The sequence below is a fragment of the Kribbella hippodromi genome, assembly GCF_039531045.1.
Classification (GTDB): Bacteria; Actinomycetota; Actinomycetes; order Propionibacteriales; family Kribbellaceae; genus Kribbella; species Kribbella hippodromi.
This window is the reverse complement of sequence record NZ_BAAAPH010000016.1, coordinates 80,054-97,651: the sequence shown is the minus strand read 5'-3', so window position 1 is coordinate 97,651 and position 17,598 is coordinate 80,054. Positions and strand designations below refer to the sequence as shown.

Below are 17,598 nucleotides of genomic sequence, written 5' to 3'. Positions count from 1 at the left end.
TCCACCGCAGCAGATCGGGTCCTCGATGCCACGATTCACCGAGTTCGAGACGTACGACGTCCGGTTCCCCACCTCCCTGGACCTGGACGGCTCCGACGCGATGAACACCGACCCGGACTACTCGGCGGCGTACCTGATCCTGCGCACCGACGCCGGTGACGGGCTGGAAGGGCACGGGTTCGCGTTCACCATCGGCCGCGGCAACGACGTCCAGACCGCGGCGATCGAGGCGCTCCGGGAGCATGTCGTCGGGCTGGACGTGGACGCGACGCTGAGCGACCTCGGTGGCTTCTGGAAATCGCTCGTGCACGACTCGCAGCTGCGCTGGCTGGGCCCGGAGAAGGGCGTCATGCACATGGCCATCGGCGCGGTCGTGAACGCGGTCTGGGACCTGGCCGCCAAGCGCGCCGGCGTGCCGCTGTGGAAACTGCTGTCCGACCTGACCCCGGAGCAGATCGTCGACCTGGTCGACTTCCGGTACCTGACCGACGCGCTCACGCCGGACGAGGCACTGGACATCCTGCGGAAGGCGAAGGCGGGGCGCGCCGAGCGGGAGGCGCTGCTCCGGGAGCGCGGTTACCCGGCGTACACGACCACACCCGGCTGGCTCGGGTACGACGACGCGAAACTGGTCCGGCTCTGTCACGAGGCGGTCGCGGAGGGATTCACCCAGATCAAGCTGAAGGTCGGCGCCGACCTGGACGACGACATCCGCCGGATGCGACTGGCCCGGGAGGCGGTCGGGCCGGACGTCCGGATCGCCGTCGACGCGAACCAGCGCTGGGACGTCGCGGACGCGATCCGCTGGGTCGAGGCCTTGGCGCCGTACGGCGTGTGGTGGGTGGAGGAGCCGACCAGCCCGGACGACATCCTCGGCCACGCCGCGATCGCTCGCGCCATCGCGCCGATCAGGGTCGCGACGGGCGAACACGTACAGAACCGGGTGGTGTTCAAGCAGCTGCTGCAGGCGGGTTCGCTGTCCGTGCTGCAGCTCGACTCGGCCCGGGTCGCGGGCGTCAACGAGAACGTGGCGATCCTGCTGCTGGCGGCCAAGTTCGGCGTACCGGTGTGCCCGCATGCTGGTGGGGTAGGACTGTGTGAGCTGGTCCAGCACTTGTCGATGTTCGACTATGTCGCGGTGAGTGGAGCGGTGGACGACCGGGTGATCGAGTACGTGGACCACCTGCACGAGCACTTCCTCGACCCGGTGGTGATCCGGGACGGGCACTACGTGACGCCGGTACGGCCCGGGTTCGGCGCCGAGATGGACGCCGAGACGCTGACCGATTTCCGGTTCCCGGGTGGCAAGATCTGGACGGACCTGACGGAGGGCAAGAAGTGACGGATTTCGCCGGCCTGCGGGCCGTGGTGACCGGTGGCGCCTCGGGGATCGGACTGGCGGCGGCGCGGCTGCTCGCGGCCCGCGGCGCCCAGGTGGTGGTGTTCGACCTGAAGCCTGAGGTGGGCGAACCGTTGACCGGGATCGCCGCGGATGTCACCGACGACGGCTCGGTCCGGGACGCGGTCGCCGCGGCCGCGCTGCAGCTCGGCGGGATCGACATCGTGGTGAACAACGCCGGCATCGGCGCGCAGGGCACGGTCGCCGCGAACGACGACGATGAGTGGCACCGCGTACTGGATGTGAACGTGGTCGGGATCGCGCGAGTCACCCGGGCCGCGCTGCCGCACCTGCGCAAGTCGGAGTCCGCCGCGATCGTCAACACCTGCTCGATCGCCGCCACCGCCGGCCTGCCGAACCGAGCGCTGTACTCGGCCAGCAAGGGCGCGGTGCTCGCACTGACGATGGCGATGGCCGCTGATCACGTCCGCGAAGGCATCCGGGTGAACTGCGTGAACCCGGGCACCGCGGACACGCCGTGGGTCGGGCGGCTGCTCGACGTCGCGGCGGACCCGGCCGCGGAACGCGCCGCGCTCGAAGCACGGCAGCCGATGGGGCGGCTGGTCTCGGCCGACGAGGTCGCGCAGGCGATCGCGTACCTGGCCAGTCCGCTGTCGGGCTCGACCACCGGCACCGCGCTGGCGGTCGACGGCGGCATGCAGAACCTGCGGCTTCCGGCGGCCCGCTGATGAGACTCTTTCCGGACGGACAGCGGATCGGGCTCGGCGGTGCGCCGCTGGGGAATCTGCTCGGCGCAGTGAGTGACGCCGAGGCCGGCGCGACCGTGGACGCGGCCTGGGCCGAAGGCTGGCGGTACTTCGACACCGCGCCGCACTACGGACTCGGACTGGCCGAGGAGCGGCTCGGCGCCGGACTCCGGGACAAGCCGCGCGACGAGTACGTGCTGTCCAGCAAGGTCGGGCGGATCATCTACGACGCGGCCGATGCCGCTACCGACGACGAGGGCTTCGCGGTCGACACCACCCGCCGGCGCCGCTGGGACTTCAGCCGCGACGGCGTACTGCGGAGCATCGAGGACTCACTGCGCCGGATCGGTACCGACCGGTTGGACGTGGTGTTCGTTCACGACCCGGACGACCACTACGAAGAGGCGGTTGCGACCGCGTTCCCGGCGCTGATCGAGTTGCGGGAGCAGGGTGTGATCGGTGCGATCGGCTCCGGGATGAACCAGTCGGCGATGCTGACCCGGTTCGTGCAGGAGATCGACATCGACGTGATCATGCTGGCCGGCCGGTACACGCTGATCGATCCGGATGGACTGGATGACGTACTGCCGGCTTGCCTGGCGAACGACGTCCAGGTGGTTGCTGTCGGCGTGTTCAACTCCGGGCTGATGTCACAACCACGTCCGGCCGCGGACGCCACGTTCAACTACGAGCCTGCTGCGCAGTCCCTGCTGGACAAGGCGAACAAGCTGGCTGACGTTTGCGAGTCACACCACACCACATTGCCTGCTGCCGCGCTGGCGTTCCCGTTGGCGCATCCGGCGGTCGCGGGCATTGCGGTTGGCTGCCGTACGCCGTCAGAGGTGCGTACGAACGCAGCACTGGCCCGTACTGAGATTCCTGCTGCTTTATGGGCAGATCTGAAGTCGGCCGGACTGCTGCGGGCGGACGCGCCTACTCCGTAGCGGTGGTCCGCGAGGCCAGGTGGAGTGCCAGGCGTTCGTCTGGGTTGGTGAGGTCTACGCCTAGCAGGTGCTGGATCTTGGTGATGCGTGCGGCGGCGGTGTTGCGGTGGATGCCTAGTACTGCTGCTGTTTCGGCTAGCGAGGACTCCGTGTCGAGGTAGACGGCCAGTGTGGTCACCAGATCGCCCGGTTGGTCCTTGATGGGGGCCAGGAGGGCCTTGGCTGCCGGCTGGAACGTGTCGGTCCGGGTCCAGGCCAGTAGGAGTTGGGCCAGGCCCAGCCGGTCGACGTGCAGGAAGCGGCCGGTTTCGGCACGGCCGCGGGCCAGTCCGGCCGCATCACCTGCTTCGGCGAGAGTGACGGCGATCCCGCTCGGTCCGGGTTGTACGCGGCCTACGCCTACGTACGCATCGACTGTTTTCGCCAGGCGCCGCTGCACGCGACGGATGGCTGCTGCCTGTTGTTGTACTTCGGTAGCGGTCGGCTCGCTTGCGGCAGTGATCCACGCGGACCAGCCGTCGCCCTGCTCGACCACCACTGCCCGCAGGCCTTCCGCGTCGAACGCCTCGACCACGTCTGTCTGCCGACCTGCTACATCCACCTGTCCGTCGGCACCGATCCGGATCCCGGTGTGCCACCCGTCGAGCTGCCAGCCTAGGTCCACCGCCCGGCGGCGGGTCGCCTCGGACGGTTCACCGTGCAGCAGTTCACCAAGTAGCGACGTACGTTGGCGCGCGTCCCGCTCCAGCTCCAGCCGCCGTAGCGCCAACCGCTCCCCCACTGCCGGTGCGACCACGCTGAGCACCTCCGGTACGGCCGCCACCTCTGCGGGCACCACACCGGGCAGCCGCGCCACCAGCCAGCACACCGGCCCAGCCCCTAGTACTGCCACGGCAATCAGCACTGCACCACTTGGCAGATCCACCCGGTACGGCGCCGCCCACGCGACTGGGACTCTCGGAAGCACCTGCACCAGTGCCGTACGTTCCTCAGGCTCCAGTGGGTCACCAGCCAACGTGCCGCCGTCAGCACCGGCCAGCGTGACAGGTCGCTCTAGCACCGAGGACGTTGTCCGTAGTACCGCTGCTAGGTCGCCGTTGGCCCGGCGTAGCGCGGACACGGCCCGCAGTACCAGGTCGGACCGCACTAGCTCCGGCTCGGCCGTGACCCGTCGCAGGTACTCATGCGCCGCCAACGGATCAGGACAACCAAGTACGGGCAGTTGCAACCGCTCTGCCAGGAGCTGAGCGCCCCGACTCAAGGGCTCCACTCCGGCCAGCAGCAACGCACTTGCACCAGCCGCCGACGCTCTACTGATCAGAGCATCGATCCGCCAGTCGGTGTGGTCCGCTGCCAGCAGCACCACCAGCAACTCGCTGTCCATCACGTCTGGATGCGATGCGACGTCCAGCAGCACCTGCGAGCCATTCAGACTGACCTCTGCATCACCACTGGCCAGTACGGTCACGCTCTGCCAGCCGGGCGAGCTCAGCATCGCTGCCAGCGTCGTCACGATGCTTCCAAGAGCTGCGGCGGGTACGGCAGGCCGAAAGCTTGTGGGGCGACGTGGTCGATCCGGTCCGGACGCCGCCACCAAGTCGGACCGGGCAGTGCAAGGACGACCACCTCATCGCCCGTACGCACTATGTCCACCGCGATCGGTTGCAGCGTACGGCGGTCCAGGATGCACAGGAGATCCGGTGTGGTGGCGACTGGATCGCCGTCGACCAGTGCGAGCAGGTACTCGTTCTCTGTCTCGATCCGGATCACCGAACGGTTGCCGGAGTCAACTACGCAGACACTCCCCCGCCCGAACGCCGCACCGCCGTCAGTGATCAGGTGCCGAGCCACCTCTTCCACTCGACCGCTCCCGAGCAACCGGCCGCCCATACCAGCCGCTACCGCAGCTGGGTTAGCCGCTGGCGCTAGTGCGGCATGTGCTCGCCCCAGGGCGAGTGCACGCGTCAGACTGCCTTGTACGGCGTCCGCCGTCGCAGCCTGCACCGGAGTGGGTGCGAGCGCCAGCACTGCCCAGCCACCTGTCTGGGCGACGAAGCTACGCACTGCTCGCTCCAGTCCGGTTGCGTCGACGTTGTCCACCACGATCACCTGACCACTCGGCTCGCTCAGCGCACAGGGAGTCAGTGAACGGCCGGCCACTGCCCAGGAGAACTGGTCGAGTCGCGGCAGTGCACGGCCCATCAGGTCGGCGTCGACCATCGGCAGTCCCAGGTCGAGGGCGGCGATCAGTGCAGTCAGGCCGTTCAGGCCGCCGGCTTCCAGGGACATCAGACCGGTGACGTCTTGGCCGGTCCAGCGACTGACCGCGCGTACGGCTGTCTCGAACTCACCACCGCTTGGCAGCTTCTCCATCAGCACACTGGTTGCACCGACTACTCCGATCGGGCTCACCGAGACAGCTGGTACGTCGGCTGCGTCCTGAAGCAGCAGCTCACCGGAGCCGAGGCGGCGGCGGAGCATGCGCCCGAACGCGCCCGTGTCGCCGCCACCACCGGAGCCGAGCAGCGTGACCCCGACAACCAGCGCCTCCAGGTCCTGCTCCCGGACGACCGTGCTCATGGCTCGATCCTGCCACCGCTGACCGCCACCACTCACCAAATCCGCCAAACCGGGCCAGTCGAGCGGGCCGGGCCCGGCCAGGAGGGTTGGAACCCCGGCCCGCCGCGGAGGGGTCAGCACGGCGGGCCGGGGGTCAGGGAGGATGGTTCAGGGCAGCATGGTTCAGGGCAGGGCGACCAGGTTGTCGGAGCGCAGTTCGACCGGGCTGAACTCCACGTCGAGCCCGAAGCACGCCGGTCCGAACACCGCGAGCGCTTCCGGCGTACGCATCAGGTCAGGGGTCGAGATCCCCACCACGGTCACCCGCTGGCCGTACCGCAGGCTCTCCGTGGTGATCGGGTCGGCCGTGTCAGCCTCCAGTACGCAGATCAGGTCCGGCACCGTGCAGACGATCTGATTGTCGACAATCGCCAGCAGGTTCTCGTTCTGGAAGCGCAGTTCAAGCTCGGACGTACTGTCGTACGAGCTGAACTTCGCCCGCCCGCGCGCGAACCCCTCGACCGTACGGCGCTCGACGTCGACCACCTTGCCGCGGAACAGCACCCGCAACTCGTTGTACAACGTCGGCGCCAGCGCGGCCCGGATCGCCTCGACCGGATCCGCATGCGCTTCGCGCGCCTCGCGGACCGCCCGGCCGATCGACAACCCGAGCGACAACGTCCGCGGTACGGCGGTGCGCTTCACCTCGGCGCCCGTCATCGAGTACTCGGCGATGTGCGCCACTCCCCCGAGCCGGATCGTGATCCCGCGGGCCAGCCACTCCATCTGCTTGTTGTCCGCGCCGGTGTCGATCACCACGGTCTCGTCGTGCTCGCCCGCGATCGCCATCGGCGAGCCCGGCACGCCGTACACCGAGAAGGTCTCCATCTGCAGCTCGGGGAACGCGCGGCCCATGCCGTCCGCGTCCACCACCGGCAACCCGGTACGCGCCGCGACCAGCAGCGGGATCATCGAGTTGATCCCGCCGCACTCGATCGGCATCGTCGCGTCGGCCTTCCGGCCGAGGTGCTTCTCCAGCGCCCGCAACGCGCCGACCGGCTCGCTGCCGCGCGGGATCTTCTCCACGATCACGGTCGGCGCGCCCATCTGGGCGGTCGGGATCACGAACGCTTCGTCGTCCAGTTCACCGGGATCAAGTACGGTGATCGGCCCGTACTCCCGGATCGCCTGCTCCACCAGGAGCCGCCCGATCAACGGATCCCCGCCGCCACCGGTACCGAGAATCGCCGCACCCCGGGCAAGATCCCGCAAGTGCTCGATCCCGAGCTGCCAGCTCATACCGTCTCCAGGGCGCGGATCGGGTCGAGGTCGTAGCCGAAGTAGCGTGGGCCGACGAGGTCGATGCCTGCCGGGGAGTGCCAGCGTTCGTCCGAAGGCGCCGCGAGCACGCTGACCCGGTGGCCGTACCGCAGTGATTCGGTCGTGATCGGCTCACCCGATTCGGTGTCGAGCACGATGATCAGGTCCGGTGTGGTCGCGACCGCCGTACCGTCGAGCTCCGCGACCAGATGCTCGTTCTGGAAGCGCAGCACCATCAGCCGGCCCTGCGAAGCATCCAGCCCGTCCACTGCCGCATCACCCCGAGCGAACCCGGTCGTCGTACGCCGCTGGACATCCACGACCTTGCCGACATGCAGCAACCGTCCGCCGAGCTCGTCGACCACCGCCGCGACCGGATCAGTGTGCAACTGCTGCGCCCGCTCGATCGCCTCACCGATCGCCACGCACTTGCTGAGGGTCCCAGCCACAAAGGACTCGCGGACCTCGGCGCCGGTCATCGCGTACAGCGAAACGATCGCGGAGCAACCCATGTCGACCGTCGCCGAGCGCGCCAGCCGTTCGGCCCATTCGTTGGTGACCGTGTCGAAGACGCCGCGGTTGCCCTTCTCGTCGACAATCGCCATCGGCGTCGCCTCGATCCCGGCGAGCGTCGGCAGCACCATCTGCAGCTCGGGGAACGCGCGGCCCATGCCGTCACCGTCCACCAGCGGCAGGCCGAGCTGCGCGGCGGCGATCACCGGTACGGTCGAGTTCACGCCGCCGGCCTCGATACAGGCGAGATGGGTCGGCGTCTTCCCGACGTACTTCGCCAGCGTCTGCACCGCGATCGAGATCTGATCGGCAGACGGCAGCTTCTCCACCATCACCGTCGGCGCACCCATCATCGCCACCGGCAACACACACGCGTCATCCGGAAGGTCGCCGACAGCAACAACCTCCACCGCCCCATGCTCCTTCAACGCCTGCCGCGCCAACAGCCGCCCGATGTGCGGGTCACCACCCCCACCAGTCCCCAATACAGCCGCCCCCCGAGCCAACGCCCCCAACTCCTCCACCCGAAGCTTCATCACGTCCACTCCACCCCCGCTGCGGATGCGCAGGCCATCGCAATCGGCGGAATCACCGGCGGCCCCGCGTGGGCGGCTGCTCGGCGGGCGATTGTGATGGGCTGCAGATCCGCGAAGGTCGCGCCGCAAGCACCGAAGGTTGCCGCGCGGCAAGCACCGAGCGCGCTCATGACGTTTCCCCCAGTCGTAGGTCGCCTACTGCTTTGCAGCGGATTCGGGTTGCGTTGCCGGGGAGGTAGGGGATCGGGACCTCGTCGAAATCGACGATCCGGACCGCGGCGGGGTCCGCGCCGGCGGCGATTGCGCGGTCGACTGCTTCCTGGCGGGCCTCGTCCACGACCGCGTCACGCCGGCCGGGGTCGATCGCGTACACCCGGTCGACCTCGCCGCCGACCTGTGCGATCGCGGCACCGATCGCGTTCGCGACCGCGAAGTTCTCCGGCCGGTGCACCGCGAGACTTCCCGGCAGATCGTCCGGCAGCAGGATCGACCCACCGCCGACCGCCACCACCGGCAGCGGATCCGGCGACGTCCGCATCCGCTCCACCGCGTCCGCGATGTCCGCCGCGACCCGAGCCAGCGCCGCCTTCACCAACGTCGGATCAAGCTCAGCCACCGCCGCCGGAGAACCGATCTCAGCCCGCCCGGCCGCCACCGCGATATCCGTGGCGGTCAGCGTCCCACCACCGAAAACCAGCGCCTCCTCAGTCAGCCGATAGCCGACGGACCGCGGCCCGACCGTCACCAGGTCATTGTCCGAGGCAACCAAACTTCCACCCCCGATCCCGATGCTCAGCACATCGGGCATCCGGAAGTTCGTGCGTACGCCGGCCACGTCCACCTCGGTCGTCGCCTCCCGCGGAAAACCATGCGTCAGTACGCCGACATCGCTGGTCGTACCGCCCACATCGACCACCGCGCACGTATCCAACCCAGACAGCAACGCCGCCCCACGCATCGAGTTCGTCGGCCCGGACGCGAACGTGGCGACCGGATACCGCCGGGCGAAATCCACATCCATCAAGGTGCCGTCGTTCTGGCTCAGGTACAGCGGCGCGGAGATCCCGTGACCGGCCACGGCCCCGGACAGGCCGTCGACGATACTCGCGGCCAACTCGCGCAGCGCCGCGTTGATGATGGTCGCGTTCTCTCGCTCCAGCAGTCCGATCCGCCCGATCTCGTGCGACAACGAGATCGCCACCTCGTCACCGAGCTCGCCGCGCAAGATCTCCGCCGCCCGCAGCTCGAACTCGTTGCTGACCGGCGAGAACACCGACGAGATCGCGACCGATCGGACACCATGCGCGACCATGTCGGCCGCATGCCGGCGCAGTTCGTCTTCGTCCAGCTCGGCGATGTGCCGGCCGTCGAACTCGTGACCGCCGTGCGCCAGGTAGCTGCGCCCGCTGATCGCGCCGACCAGCTGCTCCGGCCAGTCCACCAGCGGCGGCAGCGAAGCCGTCGCGGGCAGGCCGAGCCGGAGCGCGGCCGTCGGCGCCAGCCGCCGGGCCTCGACCAGCGCGTTGATGAAGTGCGTGGTGCCGATCATCACGGCCTGGACCTGGGCCGGGTCGAAGGATCGCTCCGCCTGCAGCCGGTCCAGGGTGTCGATGATCCCGGCGGTCACGTCCGCACTGGTCGCCGACTTGTTCGCGGCCAGCACCCGTACCTCGGTGCCGGTGCCGTCGAGCAGCACGGCGTCGGTGTTGGTGCCACCGACATCGATGCCGATACGCATGGAATGTCCTCTCAGCTGGTCGCGGGTACGGCGTTCACGTCGGGGGTCTCGCTCTCCATCGTCCGGCTGGTGCCGATGCCGCGGATCAAGCCGAGCTTGCCGGCCACCACGTACGCGGCGAAGCCGACGACGAGCGAGTTGATGCTGGGCAGGCCCCAGGTCACGTACTTGCCGATCAGGGCGGCGCCGATCCAAATCACGATCGTGGCCGGGACCCAGGTCGGCGCGGTCGCGGGCAGCGCGCCGGCTTCCCGGGTCGCCTCCAGCTCGGGGCGCCAGCGCTTCACCACGAAGTACTCGGCGACCATGATTCCGGCGATCGGCGGGAACGCGACGCCCAGTACGGTCAGGAACTCGGTGAACTTGTCCAGGATCCCGCCGGCCGCGAGCACACTGCCCAGCACGCCGACCACCAGCGTGACGACGGCCCGGTTGACCCGGCGGCCGAAGACGGTACCGATGAAGTTCACCACGCCGAGGCCGGAGCTGTAGAGGTTCCAGTCGTTGATCTTGATCGTGCCGAGGATGATCACCAGCGTGCCGACCCAGCCGACCGACGAGGTGACGATCGTGATCACGTTGGCCGAACCAATGGCATGCGCGAGCAGCACCCCGACCAGCCCGATCACGTACTCGCCGAGCGTGATGCCGAGCAGGGTCTGCTTGACGACATCGCCGACGGAACGGTTGAAGCGGGTCATGTCCGGCGTGATCACGGCACCGACGATGAACCCGCCGGCCACCAATGTCGTACCCGCGAGCAGGCTCAGGTGCGGGCCGGCCGGGGCCGCGTTCACCAGCGAGCCGAGGCTGTGGTTGTTCAGCTCCTTGATGATCGACCAGCCGACCAGGAGCAAGAAGGCCGGTACGGTCACGTACGCGACCCAGGCCATCGAGTGGAAGCCGCGCAACACGACCAGCGTCACCGCGAGGCCGAAGACGAGCGACCAGCCCCAGGTCGGCAGCACGCCGATCAGCTGGCTCAGACCGGCCGCCGACACCGCCGACTGAATCCCGAACCAGCCGATCAGGCTGATCCCGATCGCCAGCCCGATCAGCGACGACCCGGCCTGCCCGAACCCGGTCCAGCGCGCGATCACCGAGGTCTGCAGACCCTCGCGGGCGCCGATGACGCCGATCAGGATCGCCACCAGTTCGAGGATCACCGCGCCGAGCGTGAGCGCCCAGAACGCGTTCCAGAAACTCATGCCGAACCCGAGTGTCGCGCCGAGCAGGAACTGGCTGAGCGCCGAGATCTGCCCGAACCGCTGGGTCGCCACCGACCACCACGAGTACCGCGCGGAATCGGGGACCCGGGCGAGCGCGTAGTCGTCCGCACCTACAGATGAACCGGCCATGGGAAACCTCCAGCCCTGGGATTTCACCGAACGTACGACGGTTGCGCCCGGGCCTCACCGTCCAGTGTGCACACTCGGCGGGTACTGACTGTGCAACCCGCCCTGCTCGGTAGTCTTGTGGCGATGCCCGGTTTGCTGCATGGACGCGGAGCGCGACTGCTCCGGCTGCTCGGCGTACTCTTCGTGGTCGCCGGGGTCTTCGGCATGCACGGGCTGACCTCGCATCACGATGCCGCGATGGCCGTACCGGGCGCTCCGATGAGCGTATCCGCGGGACACCAGGCGATGCCGGCGCAGCACACCCGGCCCGACGTCGTACAGGTCGTGCCTGCTGACGAGATGGACGGCATGGGCGGCGTCTGCCTGGCCGTACTGACCGGGCTGGTCCTGGTTCTCGCCCTGCTCCTCGGCTTGCGCAGCCTGCTGGTCTGGCGGGACGTACGAGTAGCGGCTCCCGCGCTGCGGTTCCTGCTGGGTGAACGGTCACCGCCACGCGCGGGGCCGTCGTTGTCGTCGTTGGGAGTACTGCGGATATAGGCCGGCGTGCGCCTACTTCCGCCGTACCCAACACGACAACACCCAAGGAATGTGATGACGCACGTCTTTCGTACGACCGCGGTCTCGGCTGCCCTTTTGACCGCGGTACTCGGCTTGGCCGGCTGTGGTGGCTCCGACGAGATGCCCGGGATGAACCACGGCAGCCCAAGCAACTCATCCACAGCGAAGCCCTCTGCGGCGGGCATGTTCAACGCCGCGGATGCGGCGTTCGCGACGCAGATGATTCCGCATCACCAGCAGGCCGTCGAGATGGCCGACCAGGCGTTGCGGAAGGCAACGACTGCTGACGTGAAGAAGCTCGCGACCGCGATCAAGGCGGCGCAGGCGCCGGAGATCGAGCAGCTGACCGGCTGGCTCGGGACCTGGGGTCAGCCGGTGCCGACGCCCGGGATGCACAGCGGGCACGCGATGACCGGGATGATGTCCGAGCAGGAGATGCAGGACCTGTCTCGGGCGTCCGGCAGCATGTTCGACCGGATGTGGACCGAGATGATGATCAAGCACCACCAGGGCGCGATCACGATGGCGAAGACCGAGCAGACGGCGGGCAAGGACACCGCCGCGATCGCTCTGGCCAAGAAGATCCAGTCTGCTCAAACCACTGAAATCACTACTATGCAACGGCTCCTGGGCCGGCTGCCCGCGGCCTGAGTGAAAAGCCTGCATTTCGACAGGAGGTGTTCCTCACCAACTAGTGCACCTGAGCGTGAAGCTCACCGCGCGTACAGCGTCTCGCGGGTGCACTACCTGTCGAAATGCAGGCCTTCTCCTACTTGACCAGCCGTTCCGGGGCCAGGTTGAGGCGGCGGAGGAGCTGGGCGTTCAGCGCGACCACGATCGTGGAGATCGACATCAGCAGCGCGCCGGCCGCAGGCGAGACGACGACTCCGGCGAAGGCCAGGACGCCGGCCGCGAGCGGGACGGTGATCACGTTGTACCCGGTCGCCCAGACCAGGTTCTGCCACATCTTGCGGTAGCTCGCCCGGGACAGGTCGATCACCGAGAGGACGGCGCGCGGGTCGTCGGCCGCGAGCACCACGCCGGCGGACTCGATCGCCACGTCGGTCCCGGCGCCGATCGCGATCCCGACCTCGGCCCGGGCCAGGGCCGGCGCGTCGTTCACGCCGTCGCCGACCATCGCGACCTTCAGTCCACGCGCTTGCAGCTCCGCCACCTTGGCCTCCTTGTCCTGCGGCAGCACCTCCGCGAACACCTCGTCGATGCCGAGTTCCTTCGCGACCGCGTCGGCGACCTGACGCGCGTCACCGGTGATCATCGCGACCTTCACACCCCGCTCGTGCAGTGCCTTCACCGCCTGCCGGGATTCCTCGCGTACCTCGTCCTCCAGCGCGACCGCACCGAGCACCTGCCCGTCGCGAACCACGTGCAGTACCGCGGCGCCGCGGGCCTTCCATTCGGTGACGTCGGCCTCGAGTGCGGCCGGCTCGGTCAGGCCGTTCTCCCGCAGGTACGCCGGTCCGCCGACCGCGACCTCGGCACCGTTCACGACCGCCTGCACGCCGCGGCCGGTCAGCGACCGGAACTCGGAGGCGACAAGCTTGCCACCGGCAACTGCGCCCGACGCTCCGACCCGCGCGCTGGCGGCCTCGGCAGCATGAGCCCGGACGATCGCCTTGGCCAGCGGGTGCTCGCTGTCCGCCTCGACCGCCGCGGCCAGCGCCAGCAGTTCGTCCGGCGAAACCGCGTCGACCGTGGCGATCCCGGTGACAGCCGGCTCACCCTTGGTCAGCGTGCCGGTCTTGTCGAACAGCACCGCGTCGATGGTCCGCATCCGCTCCAGCGCCAGCCGGTTCTTCACCAGGACGCCGGCCTTCGCCGCACGCTCCGTCGAGATCGCGATCACCAGCGGGATCGCGAGTCCCAACGCGTGCGGGCAGGCGATCACCAGGACGGTCACCGTCCGGGTGACTGCCTCGTCCAGCTTGCCCAGGATCGCCCACACCGCGAAGGTGATCAGGCCCGAGATCGACGCGAAGTAGAAGAGGAACGCGGCCGCCCGGTCCGCCAGCGCCTGTGCCCGGGACGACGACGCCTGCGCCTCCGCGACCAGCCGCTGAATCCCGGCGAGCGCGGTGTCGTCCCCGACCGCGGTGATCTCGACTCGCAGTGCGTTGTCAGTGGCAACAGTCCCGGCGACGACCGAGTCGCCGGCCGCACGGGACACCGGACGCGATTCGCCGGTGATCATCGACTCGTCGACCTCGGCCTGCCCGTCCACCACAGTTCCATCGGCGGGTACGCGGCTGCCGGAGCGCACCAGTACGACATCACCCGCGCGGAGCTCCTGCAATGACACCTCGACCACGCCGTCGTCGGTGACCTTCTCGGCGGAGTCGGGCAGCAGCGCGGCAAGTGCGTCCAGCGCACCGGACGCGGCGCCGAGCGCCCGCATCTCCAGCCAGTGCCCGAGCAGCATGATCACGATCAGCAGCGCGAGCTCCCACCAGAAGTCCAGGTCGAACCCACCGAGCTTCAGCGTGGTCACCCAGGACGCCACGAACGCGACGGTGATCGCCATCGAGATCAGCAGCATCATCCCTGGCCGGCGTGACTTCAGCTCACTCCAGCCGCCGGTCAGGAACGGCTGCCCGCCGTACAGAAAGATCGCGGTGCCGAGCACCGGCGCGATCAGCCCGGACCCTGGGAACTCCGGCGGCATGTACCCGAGCAGATGCGCGAACATCTCGCTGAAGAACAGCACCGGCACCGTCAGCACCAAACTGATCCAGAAGCGGTCCTTGAACTGCGCCGCATGATCCCCGTGCCCGCCATGCCCACCGTGCCCCGCGCCGTGACCGGCGTGCCCCTCGTGCGCGGCGGCCGCGCCGTGCGTGTCGTGCTCAGCGGCGGCGTGCTGATGCCCCTCGTGCTCGTTCATGCCCTGAAACATACCCCCTAGGGGTATCCAATTCAAGCCCCACACGAACAACACGCCCGGTCCCCCCGAACTGCGGGGCGTACCGGGCGTGCTTCGGCTGAGCGTTACAGCGGGTCGACCGTCCCCAGCGAGTCCGGCGTCAGCTCCACCCACCGCGTGATCCCGATCTCCCGCAAGAACGGCAGATCATGACTCGCGATCACCAGCGCGCCGCTGTACGAAGCGAGCGCGTCCTTCAACTGAGCCACGCTGGACAGATCCAGGTTGTTCGTCGGTTCGTCCAGCATCAGCAACTGCGGCGGCGGCTCCGCCAGCAGCAACGCCGCAAGCGTCGCCCGGAACCGCTCACCACCCGACAACGTGCTGACCAACTGATCCGCCGCCCGCCCGCGAAACAGGAACCGGGCCAACCGCGACCGCCGCTCCTGATTCTCCGTACTCGGCGCGAGCAAGGCGAGATTGTCGACAACCGACAGCTCGTCGCGCAGCAGATCGAGCCGCTGCGGCAAGTACCGGAACGGCACCGCGGGCAACTCCCCCGCCACGATCGACTGCAACAAGGTCGTCTTGCCGGCACCGTTCGGCCCGGTCAGCGCGATCCGCTCCGGCCCGCGAATCTCCAGATCGACGTGCGTTCCGGTACGAAGGACGTGATCCTCCAGCTGCAGCACGATCCGCCCGGAAGGCACTGCGGTCTTCGGTAGATCGACCCGGATCGTGTCGTCGTCATGGACCTTGTCCTCGGCGTCGGCGAGTGCTTCCTGCGCCGACTCGAGCCGCTCCGACTGCATCCCGAGGTGCTTCCCGGCCGACACCTGCGCCGACCGTTTCAGCCCACCCGCGACGATCTTCGGAATCCCGCCCTGCTCGAAGGCACGTTGCCCGCGGGCCCGGCGCTGGTCCATCTTCATCCGCGCCTCGACCAGGTCCTTCTTCTGTTTGCGTACGTCCGCTTCCGCCGCGCGCAGCATCCGCTCGGCCGCCTCCTGCTCGACCGCGACCGCCTCCTCGTACGCCGACAGGTTGCCGCCGTACCAGGTGACGTCGCCCTTGCGGAGGTCGCCGATCTGGTCGACGCGATCGAGCAACTCGCGGTCGTGACTGACGATCAGCAACGCGCCCCGGAACTGGTCGACGGCGTCGTACAAGTGCCGCCGGGCCCGCAGGTCGAGGTTGTTGGTCGGCTCGTCGAGCAGCAGCACGTCCGGGCGCCGCAGCAACTCGGCCGCCAGTCCGAGCAGGATGGTCTCGCCGCCGGACAGTTCGCCGACGTTGCGATCCAGGCCGATCGCGCCGAGACCGAGCTTGCCGAGCAGCGCCTCGGCGCGTTCGTCGACGTCCCAGTCGTCGCCGACGATGCCGAAGTTCCGCTCCGAGGCGTCACCGGACTCGATCGCGGTGATCGCGCGCCGGACCGCCTCGATGCCGAGCGCCTGGTCGACCCGCAACGAGGTGTCGAGGGTCAGGTCCTGCGGCAGGTACCCGAGCTCACCGGCGACGCGGATCGCACCGCGCTGCGGAGTGAGCCGGCCGGCGATCAGCCGGAGCAGCGTCGACTTGCCGGCGCCGTTGCGGCCGACCAGGCCGGACCGGACCGGGCCCGCGACGAACGTCAGCCCGTCGAACAGCACCTCGCCGTCAGGCCAGGCGAAAGAGAGGTCGGTACAGGACAGGGAAAAACTCATCAGCGTTGTACTCCCAACGAGGTCTCGGACGAGACCGCGCACCGGATCGGTGGCGATCGATCGACTGAAGAAAAGACCTCGGAGCTACAACGTGGACCCCTGACGCCGGGAATGGGACGCCGCCCAGAATACGGCCGGGCCGTTGGGCGCTTCAACTACTTTTCTCAGGCCTACTTCTCGGCGAGCTTGCGGCGGGCAACGACCACCAGGTCGACGAGCGCCACCACCGCCAGGACGCCGAACGCGATCACCCAGCCGCCGGGCAGCCCGAGGACGGCCGCGAGGACGGCGGCCGCGATCCACAGGCACAGGCCGAAGGACGCGAGCACGATCCGCAACGTCAGCGCGCTCCGCGGTGGAGGTGGCTGGTTCGCCATACCTCCCTTGTACCCACTGCGTCGCTCAAGGCGCTTTGCGCAGCCAGGTTTCGACGCCGGCGATGTGCGCGGTCATCCAGGCCCTGGCCGCCTCGGCGTCGTGGGCCTCGATCGCGTCCAGGATCGCGGCGTGCTCGGCGAGGGTGCGCTCGACCGCGCCGGCCTGGGTGACACCGCGCCAGATCCGGGCCCGCTGGGTCGCGCCGGAGATGCCGTCCAGGAGCGAGCAGACGACCTGGTTGCCGGTCGCCTCGGCGATCCCGTGGTGGAACCGCAGGTCGTTGGCGACCAGTTCCTCGACCGACGCGTCCGGTGCCAGGTCGCTGGTCAGCAGCCGGAGAGCCGTGATCTGTTCGGGGCCGATCCGGGTCGCGGCCAGCGCGGCGACACCCGGTTCGAGCAACCGGCGGACCTCGAAGAACTGCAGGATCGAGTCGTCCCGGTGCAGGTCGACCATGAAGTTCAGCGCGTCCAGCAGGTGCGCCGAGTCGAGGCTGGTCACGTACGTACCGTCGCCGTGGCGGACGTCCAGGACATTCACCAGCGTCAACGCCTTCACTGCCTCGCGCAGCGAGTTCCGCGACAGCCCGAGCCGCGCCGCGAGATCCGCCTCCTTGGGCAACCGGTCCCCCGGCCCCAACTCGCCCGAGGTGATCATCCCCTTGATCTTGACGATCGCCTCGTCCGTCAACGCCATCCAGTCAGTATGCCGCCGCCCAGGCCGATCAGCACACGCTGGTCCGCCAAGGCCAATCAGGCCCGAGTGGACTGATTTGTGGCGTGACGTTGGCCACACCGTGGTTCGGAGTGTGACGTCACGGTGTGCGAAGGTGCGGCTGCGGACGGTGGGCGGTTACGCTCAGGCGGTATGACCCGAGAGCGGTCCGGCGCCGCCGGAAAGCCACCACTGCAAGGCGTCCCGGAGCGCGCGCCGTTGCTGTCCGCACCCAGCTGTGCCGGCAGCACCGGATGTGGCCTGAAACACCTTTGTCAGCAGTGTTTCAG

The 17,598-nt window shown here is 68.7% G+C and carries 15 protein-coding genes; 5 read left to right on the top strand and 10 right to left on the bottom strand.

From position 1 onward, the window contains the following. Positions 1-25 precede the first annotated feature (25 nt). Genes ABD260_RS23970 through ABD260_RS23960 form a run of 3 tightly spaced genes read left to right on the top strand, consistent with a single transcriptional unit; the run spans position 26 to position 3,050 of the window. Positions 26-1,342, top strand: coding sequence for an L-fuconate dehydratase (locus ABD260_RS23970; protein ID WP_344236539.1), 1,317 nt, complete (start codon positions 26-28; stop codon positions 1,340-1,342). Continuing rightward, the gene (locus ABD260_RS23965; RefSeq protein ID WP_344236537.1) at positions 1,339-2,088 is read left to right on the top strand and encodes an SDR family NAD(P)-dependent oxidoreductase; all 750 of its coding nucleotides are present in this window, start codon (positions 1,339-1,341) and stop codon (positions 2,086-2,088) included. Before ABD260_RS23970 ends, ABD260_RS23965 begins: the two co-directional genes overlap by 4 nt. After that, positions 2,088-3,050 (top strand): aldo/keto reductase, encoded by a 963-nt coding sequence (locus ABD260_RS23960; protein WP_344236535.1) that lies wholly within the window; start codon positions 2,088-2,090, stop codon positions 3,048-3,050. Before ABD260_RS23965 ends, ABD260_RS23960 begins: the two co-directional genes overlap by 1 nt. Here ABD260_RS23960 and ABD260_RS23955 read toward each other — a convergent pair. From ABD260_RS23955 to ABD260_RS23930, 6 genes are all read right to left on the bottom strand, one after another. Then, positions 3,040-4,563, bottom strand: a complete 1,524-nt coding sequence (locus ABD260_RS23955) for a PucR family transcriptional regulator (protein ID WP_344236533.1) — start codon at positions 4,561-4,563, stop codon at positions 3,040-3,042. The genes ABD260_RS23960 and ABD260_RS23955 overlap by 11 nt on opposite strands. Then, positions 4,560-5,630, bottom strand: a complete 1,071-nt coding sequence (locus ABD260_RS23950) for a DUF917 domain-containing protein (protein WP_344236531.1) — start codon at positions 5,628-5,630, stop codon at positions 4,560-4,562. The genes ABD260_RS23955 and ABD260_RS23950 overlap by 4 nt, the downstream gene beginning before the upstream one ends. A gap of 162 nt (positions 5,631-5,792) precedes the next feature. Beyond that, positions 5,793-6,908 (bottom strand): S-methyl thiohydantoin desulfurase family protein, encoded by a 1,116-nt coding sequence (locus ABD260_RS23945; RefSeq protein WP_344236529.1) that lies wholly within the window; start codon positions 6,906-6,908, stop codon positions 5,793-5,795. Beyond that, a complete protein-coding gene (locus ABD260_RS23940) occupies positions 6,905-7,978 on the bottom strand; it encodes an S-methyl thiohydantoin desulfurase family protein (protein WP_344236527.1) in 1,074 nt (357 codons plus the stop codon). The genes ABD260_RS23945 and ABD260_RS23940 overlap by 4 nt, the downstream gene beginning before the upstream one ends. A 166-nt stretch (positions 7,979-8,144) precedes the next feature. Next, a complete protein-coding gene (locus tag ABD260_RS23935) occupies positions 8,145-9,716 on the bottom strand; it encodes a hydantoinase/oxoprolinase N-terminal domain-containing protein (protein WP_344236525.1) in 1,572 nt (523 codons plus the stop codon). A gap of 11 nt (positions 9,717-9,727) precedes the next feature. Continuing rightward, complete coding sequence (locus ABD260_RS23930) at positions 9,728-11,074, bottom strand: purine-cytosine permease family protein (RefSeq protein ID WP_344236523.1); 1,347 nt, start codon at positions 11,072-11,074, stop codon at positions 9,728-9,730. Between the two features lie 123 nt (positions 11,075-11,197). Between ABD260_RS23930 and ABD260_RS23925 the strand changes: the two genes are divergently transcribed. Together ABD260_RS23925 and ABD260_RS23920 are read left to right on the top strand one after the other, a co-directional pair. Then, entirely contained in the window at positions 11,198-11,611 is a 414-nt protein-coding gene (locus ABD260_RS23925) for a DUF6153 family protein (RefSeq protein WP_344236521.1), read from the top strand. 54 nt (positions 11,612-11,665) lie between these two features. Then, on the top strand, positions 11,666-12,283 hold the full coding sequence (locus tag ABD260_RS23920; protein WP_344236519.1) for a DUF305 domain-containing protein: 618 nt from the start codon (positions 11,666-11,668) through the stop codon (positions 12,281-12,283). Positions 12,284-12,401: 118 nt separating this feature from the next. Here the strand turns inward: ABD260_RS23920 and ABD260_RS23915 are convergent, their stop codons facing one another. The 4 genes from ABD260_RS23915 to ABD260_RS23900 form a co-directional block, all read right to left on the bottom strand. Continuing rightward, positions 12,402-14,531, bottom strand: a complete 2,130-nt coding sequence (locus tag ABD260_RS23915) for a heavy metal translocating P-type ATPase (RefSeq protein ID WP_344236517.1) — start codon at positions 14,529-14,531, stop codon at positions 12,402-12,404. A gap of 104 nt (positions 14,532-14,635) precedes the next feature. Then, positions 14,636-16,216: an ABC-F family ATP-binding cassette domain-containing protein gene (locus ABD260_RS23910; protein WP_344236515.1), complete on the bottom strand. Its 1,581-nt coding sequence runs from the start codon at positions 16,214-16,216 to the stop codon at positions 14,636-14,638. A 170-nt stretch (positions 16,217-16,386) separates the two neighbouring features. Beyond that, a complete protein-coding gene (locus ABD260_RS23905; protein ID WP_319037989.1) occupies positions 16,387-16,593 on the bottom strand; it encodes a DUF6343 family protein in 207 nt (68 codons plus the stop codon). Between the two features lie 25 nt (positions 16,594-16,618). Continuing rightward, complete coding sequence (locus tag ABD260_RS23900) at positions 16,619-17,290, bottom strand: FadR/GntR family transcriptional regulator (RefSeq protein WP_344236511.1); 672 nt, start codon at positions 17,288-17,290, stop codon at positions 16,619-16,621. Positions 17,291-17,598: the final 308 nt, after the last annotated feature.

Coding starts and splice junctions, on each gene's coding strand:
- ABD260_RS23970 (WP_344236539.1), top strand. CDS start 26: ATGCCACGATTCACCGAGTTCGAGACGTACGACGTCCGGTTCCCCACC.
- ABD260_RS23960 (WP_344236535.1), top strand. CDS start 2,088: ATGAGACTCTTTCCGGACGGACAGCGGATCGGGCTCGGCGGTGCGCCG.
- ABD260_RS23940 (WP_344236527.1), bottom strand. CDS start 7,978: ATGAAGCTTCGGGTGGAGGAGTTGGGGGCGTTGGCTCGGGGGGCGGCT.
- ABD260_RS23920 (WP_344236519.1), top strand. CDS start 11,666: ATGACGCACGTCTTTCGTACGACCGCGGTCTCGGCTGCCCTTTTGACC.
- ABD260_RS23910 (WP_344236515.1), bottom strand. CDS start 16,216: ATGAGTTTTTCCCTGTCCTGTACCGACCTCTCTTTCGCCTGGCCTGAC.
- ABD260_RS23925 (WP_344236521.1), top strand. CDS start 11,198: ATGCCCGGTTTGCTGCATGGACGCGGAGCGCGACTGCTCCGGCTGCTC.
- ABD260_RS23930 (WP_344236523.1), bottom strand. CDS start 11,074: ATGGCCGGTTCATCTGTAGGTGCGGACGACTACGCGCTCGCCCGGGTC.
- ABD260_RS23900 (WP_344236511.1), bottom strand. CDS start 17,290: ATGGCGTTGACGGACGAGGCGATCGTCAAGATCAAGGGGATGATCACC.
- ABD260_RS23950 (WP_344236531.1), bottom strand. CDS start 5,630: ATGAGCACGGTCGTCCGGGAGCAGGACCTGGAGGCGCTGGTTGTCGGG.
- ABD260_RS23915 (WP_344236517.1), bottom strand. CDS start 14,531: ATGAACGAGCACGAGGGGCATCAGCACGCCGCCGCTGAGCACGACACG.
- ABD260_RS23935 (WP_344236525.1), bottom strand. CDS start 9,716: ATGCGTATCGGCATCGATGTCGGTGGCACCAACACCGACGCCGTGCTG.
- ABD260_RS23905 (WP_319037989.1), bottom strand. CDS start 16,593: ATGGCGAACCAGCCACCTCCACCGCGGAGCGCGCTGACGTTGCGGATC.
- ABD260_RS23945 (WP_344236529.1), bottom strand. CDS start 6,908: ATGAGCTGGCAGCTCGGGATCGAGCACTTGCGGGATCTTGCCCGGGGT.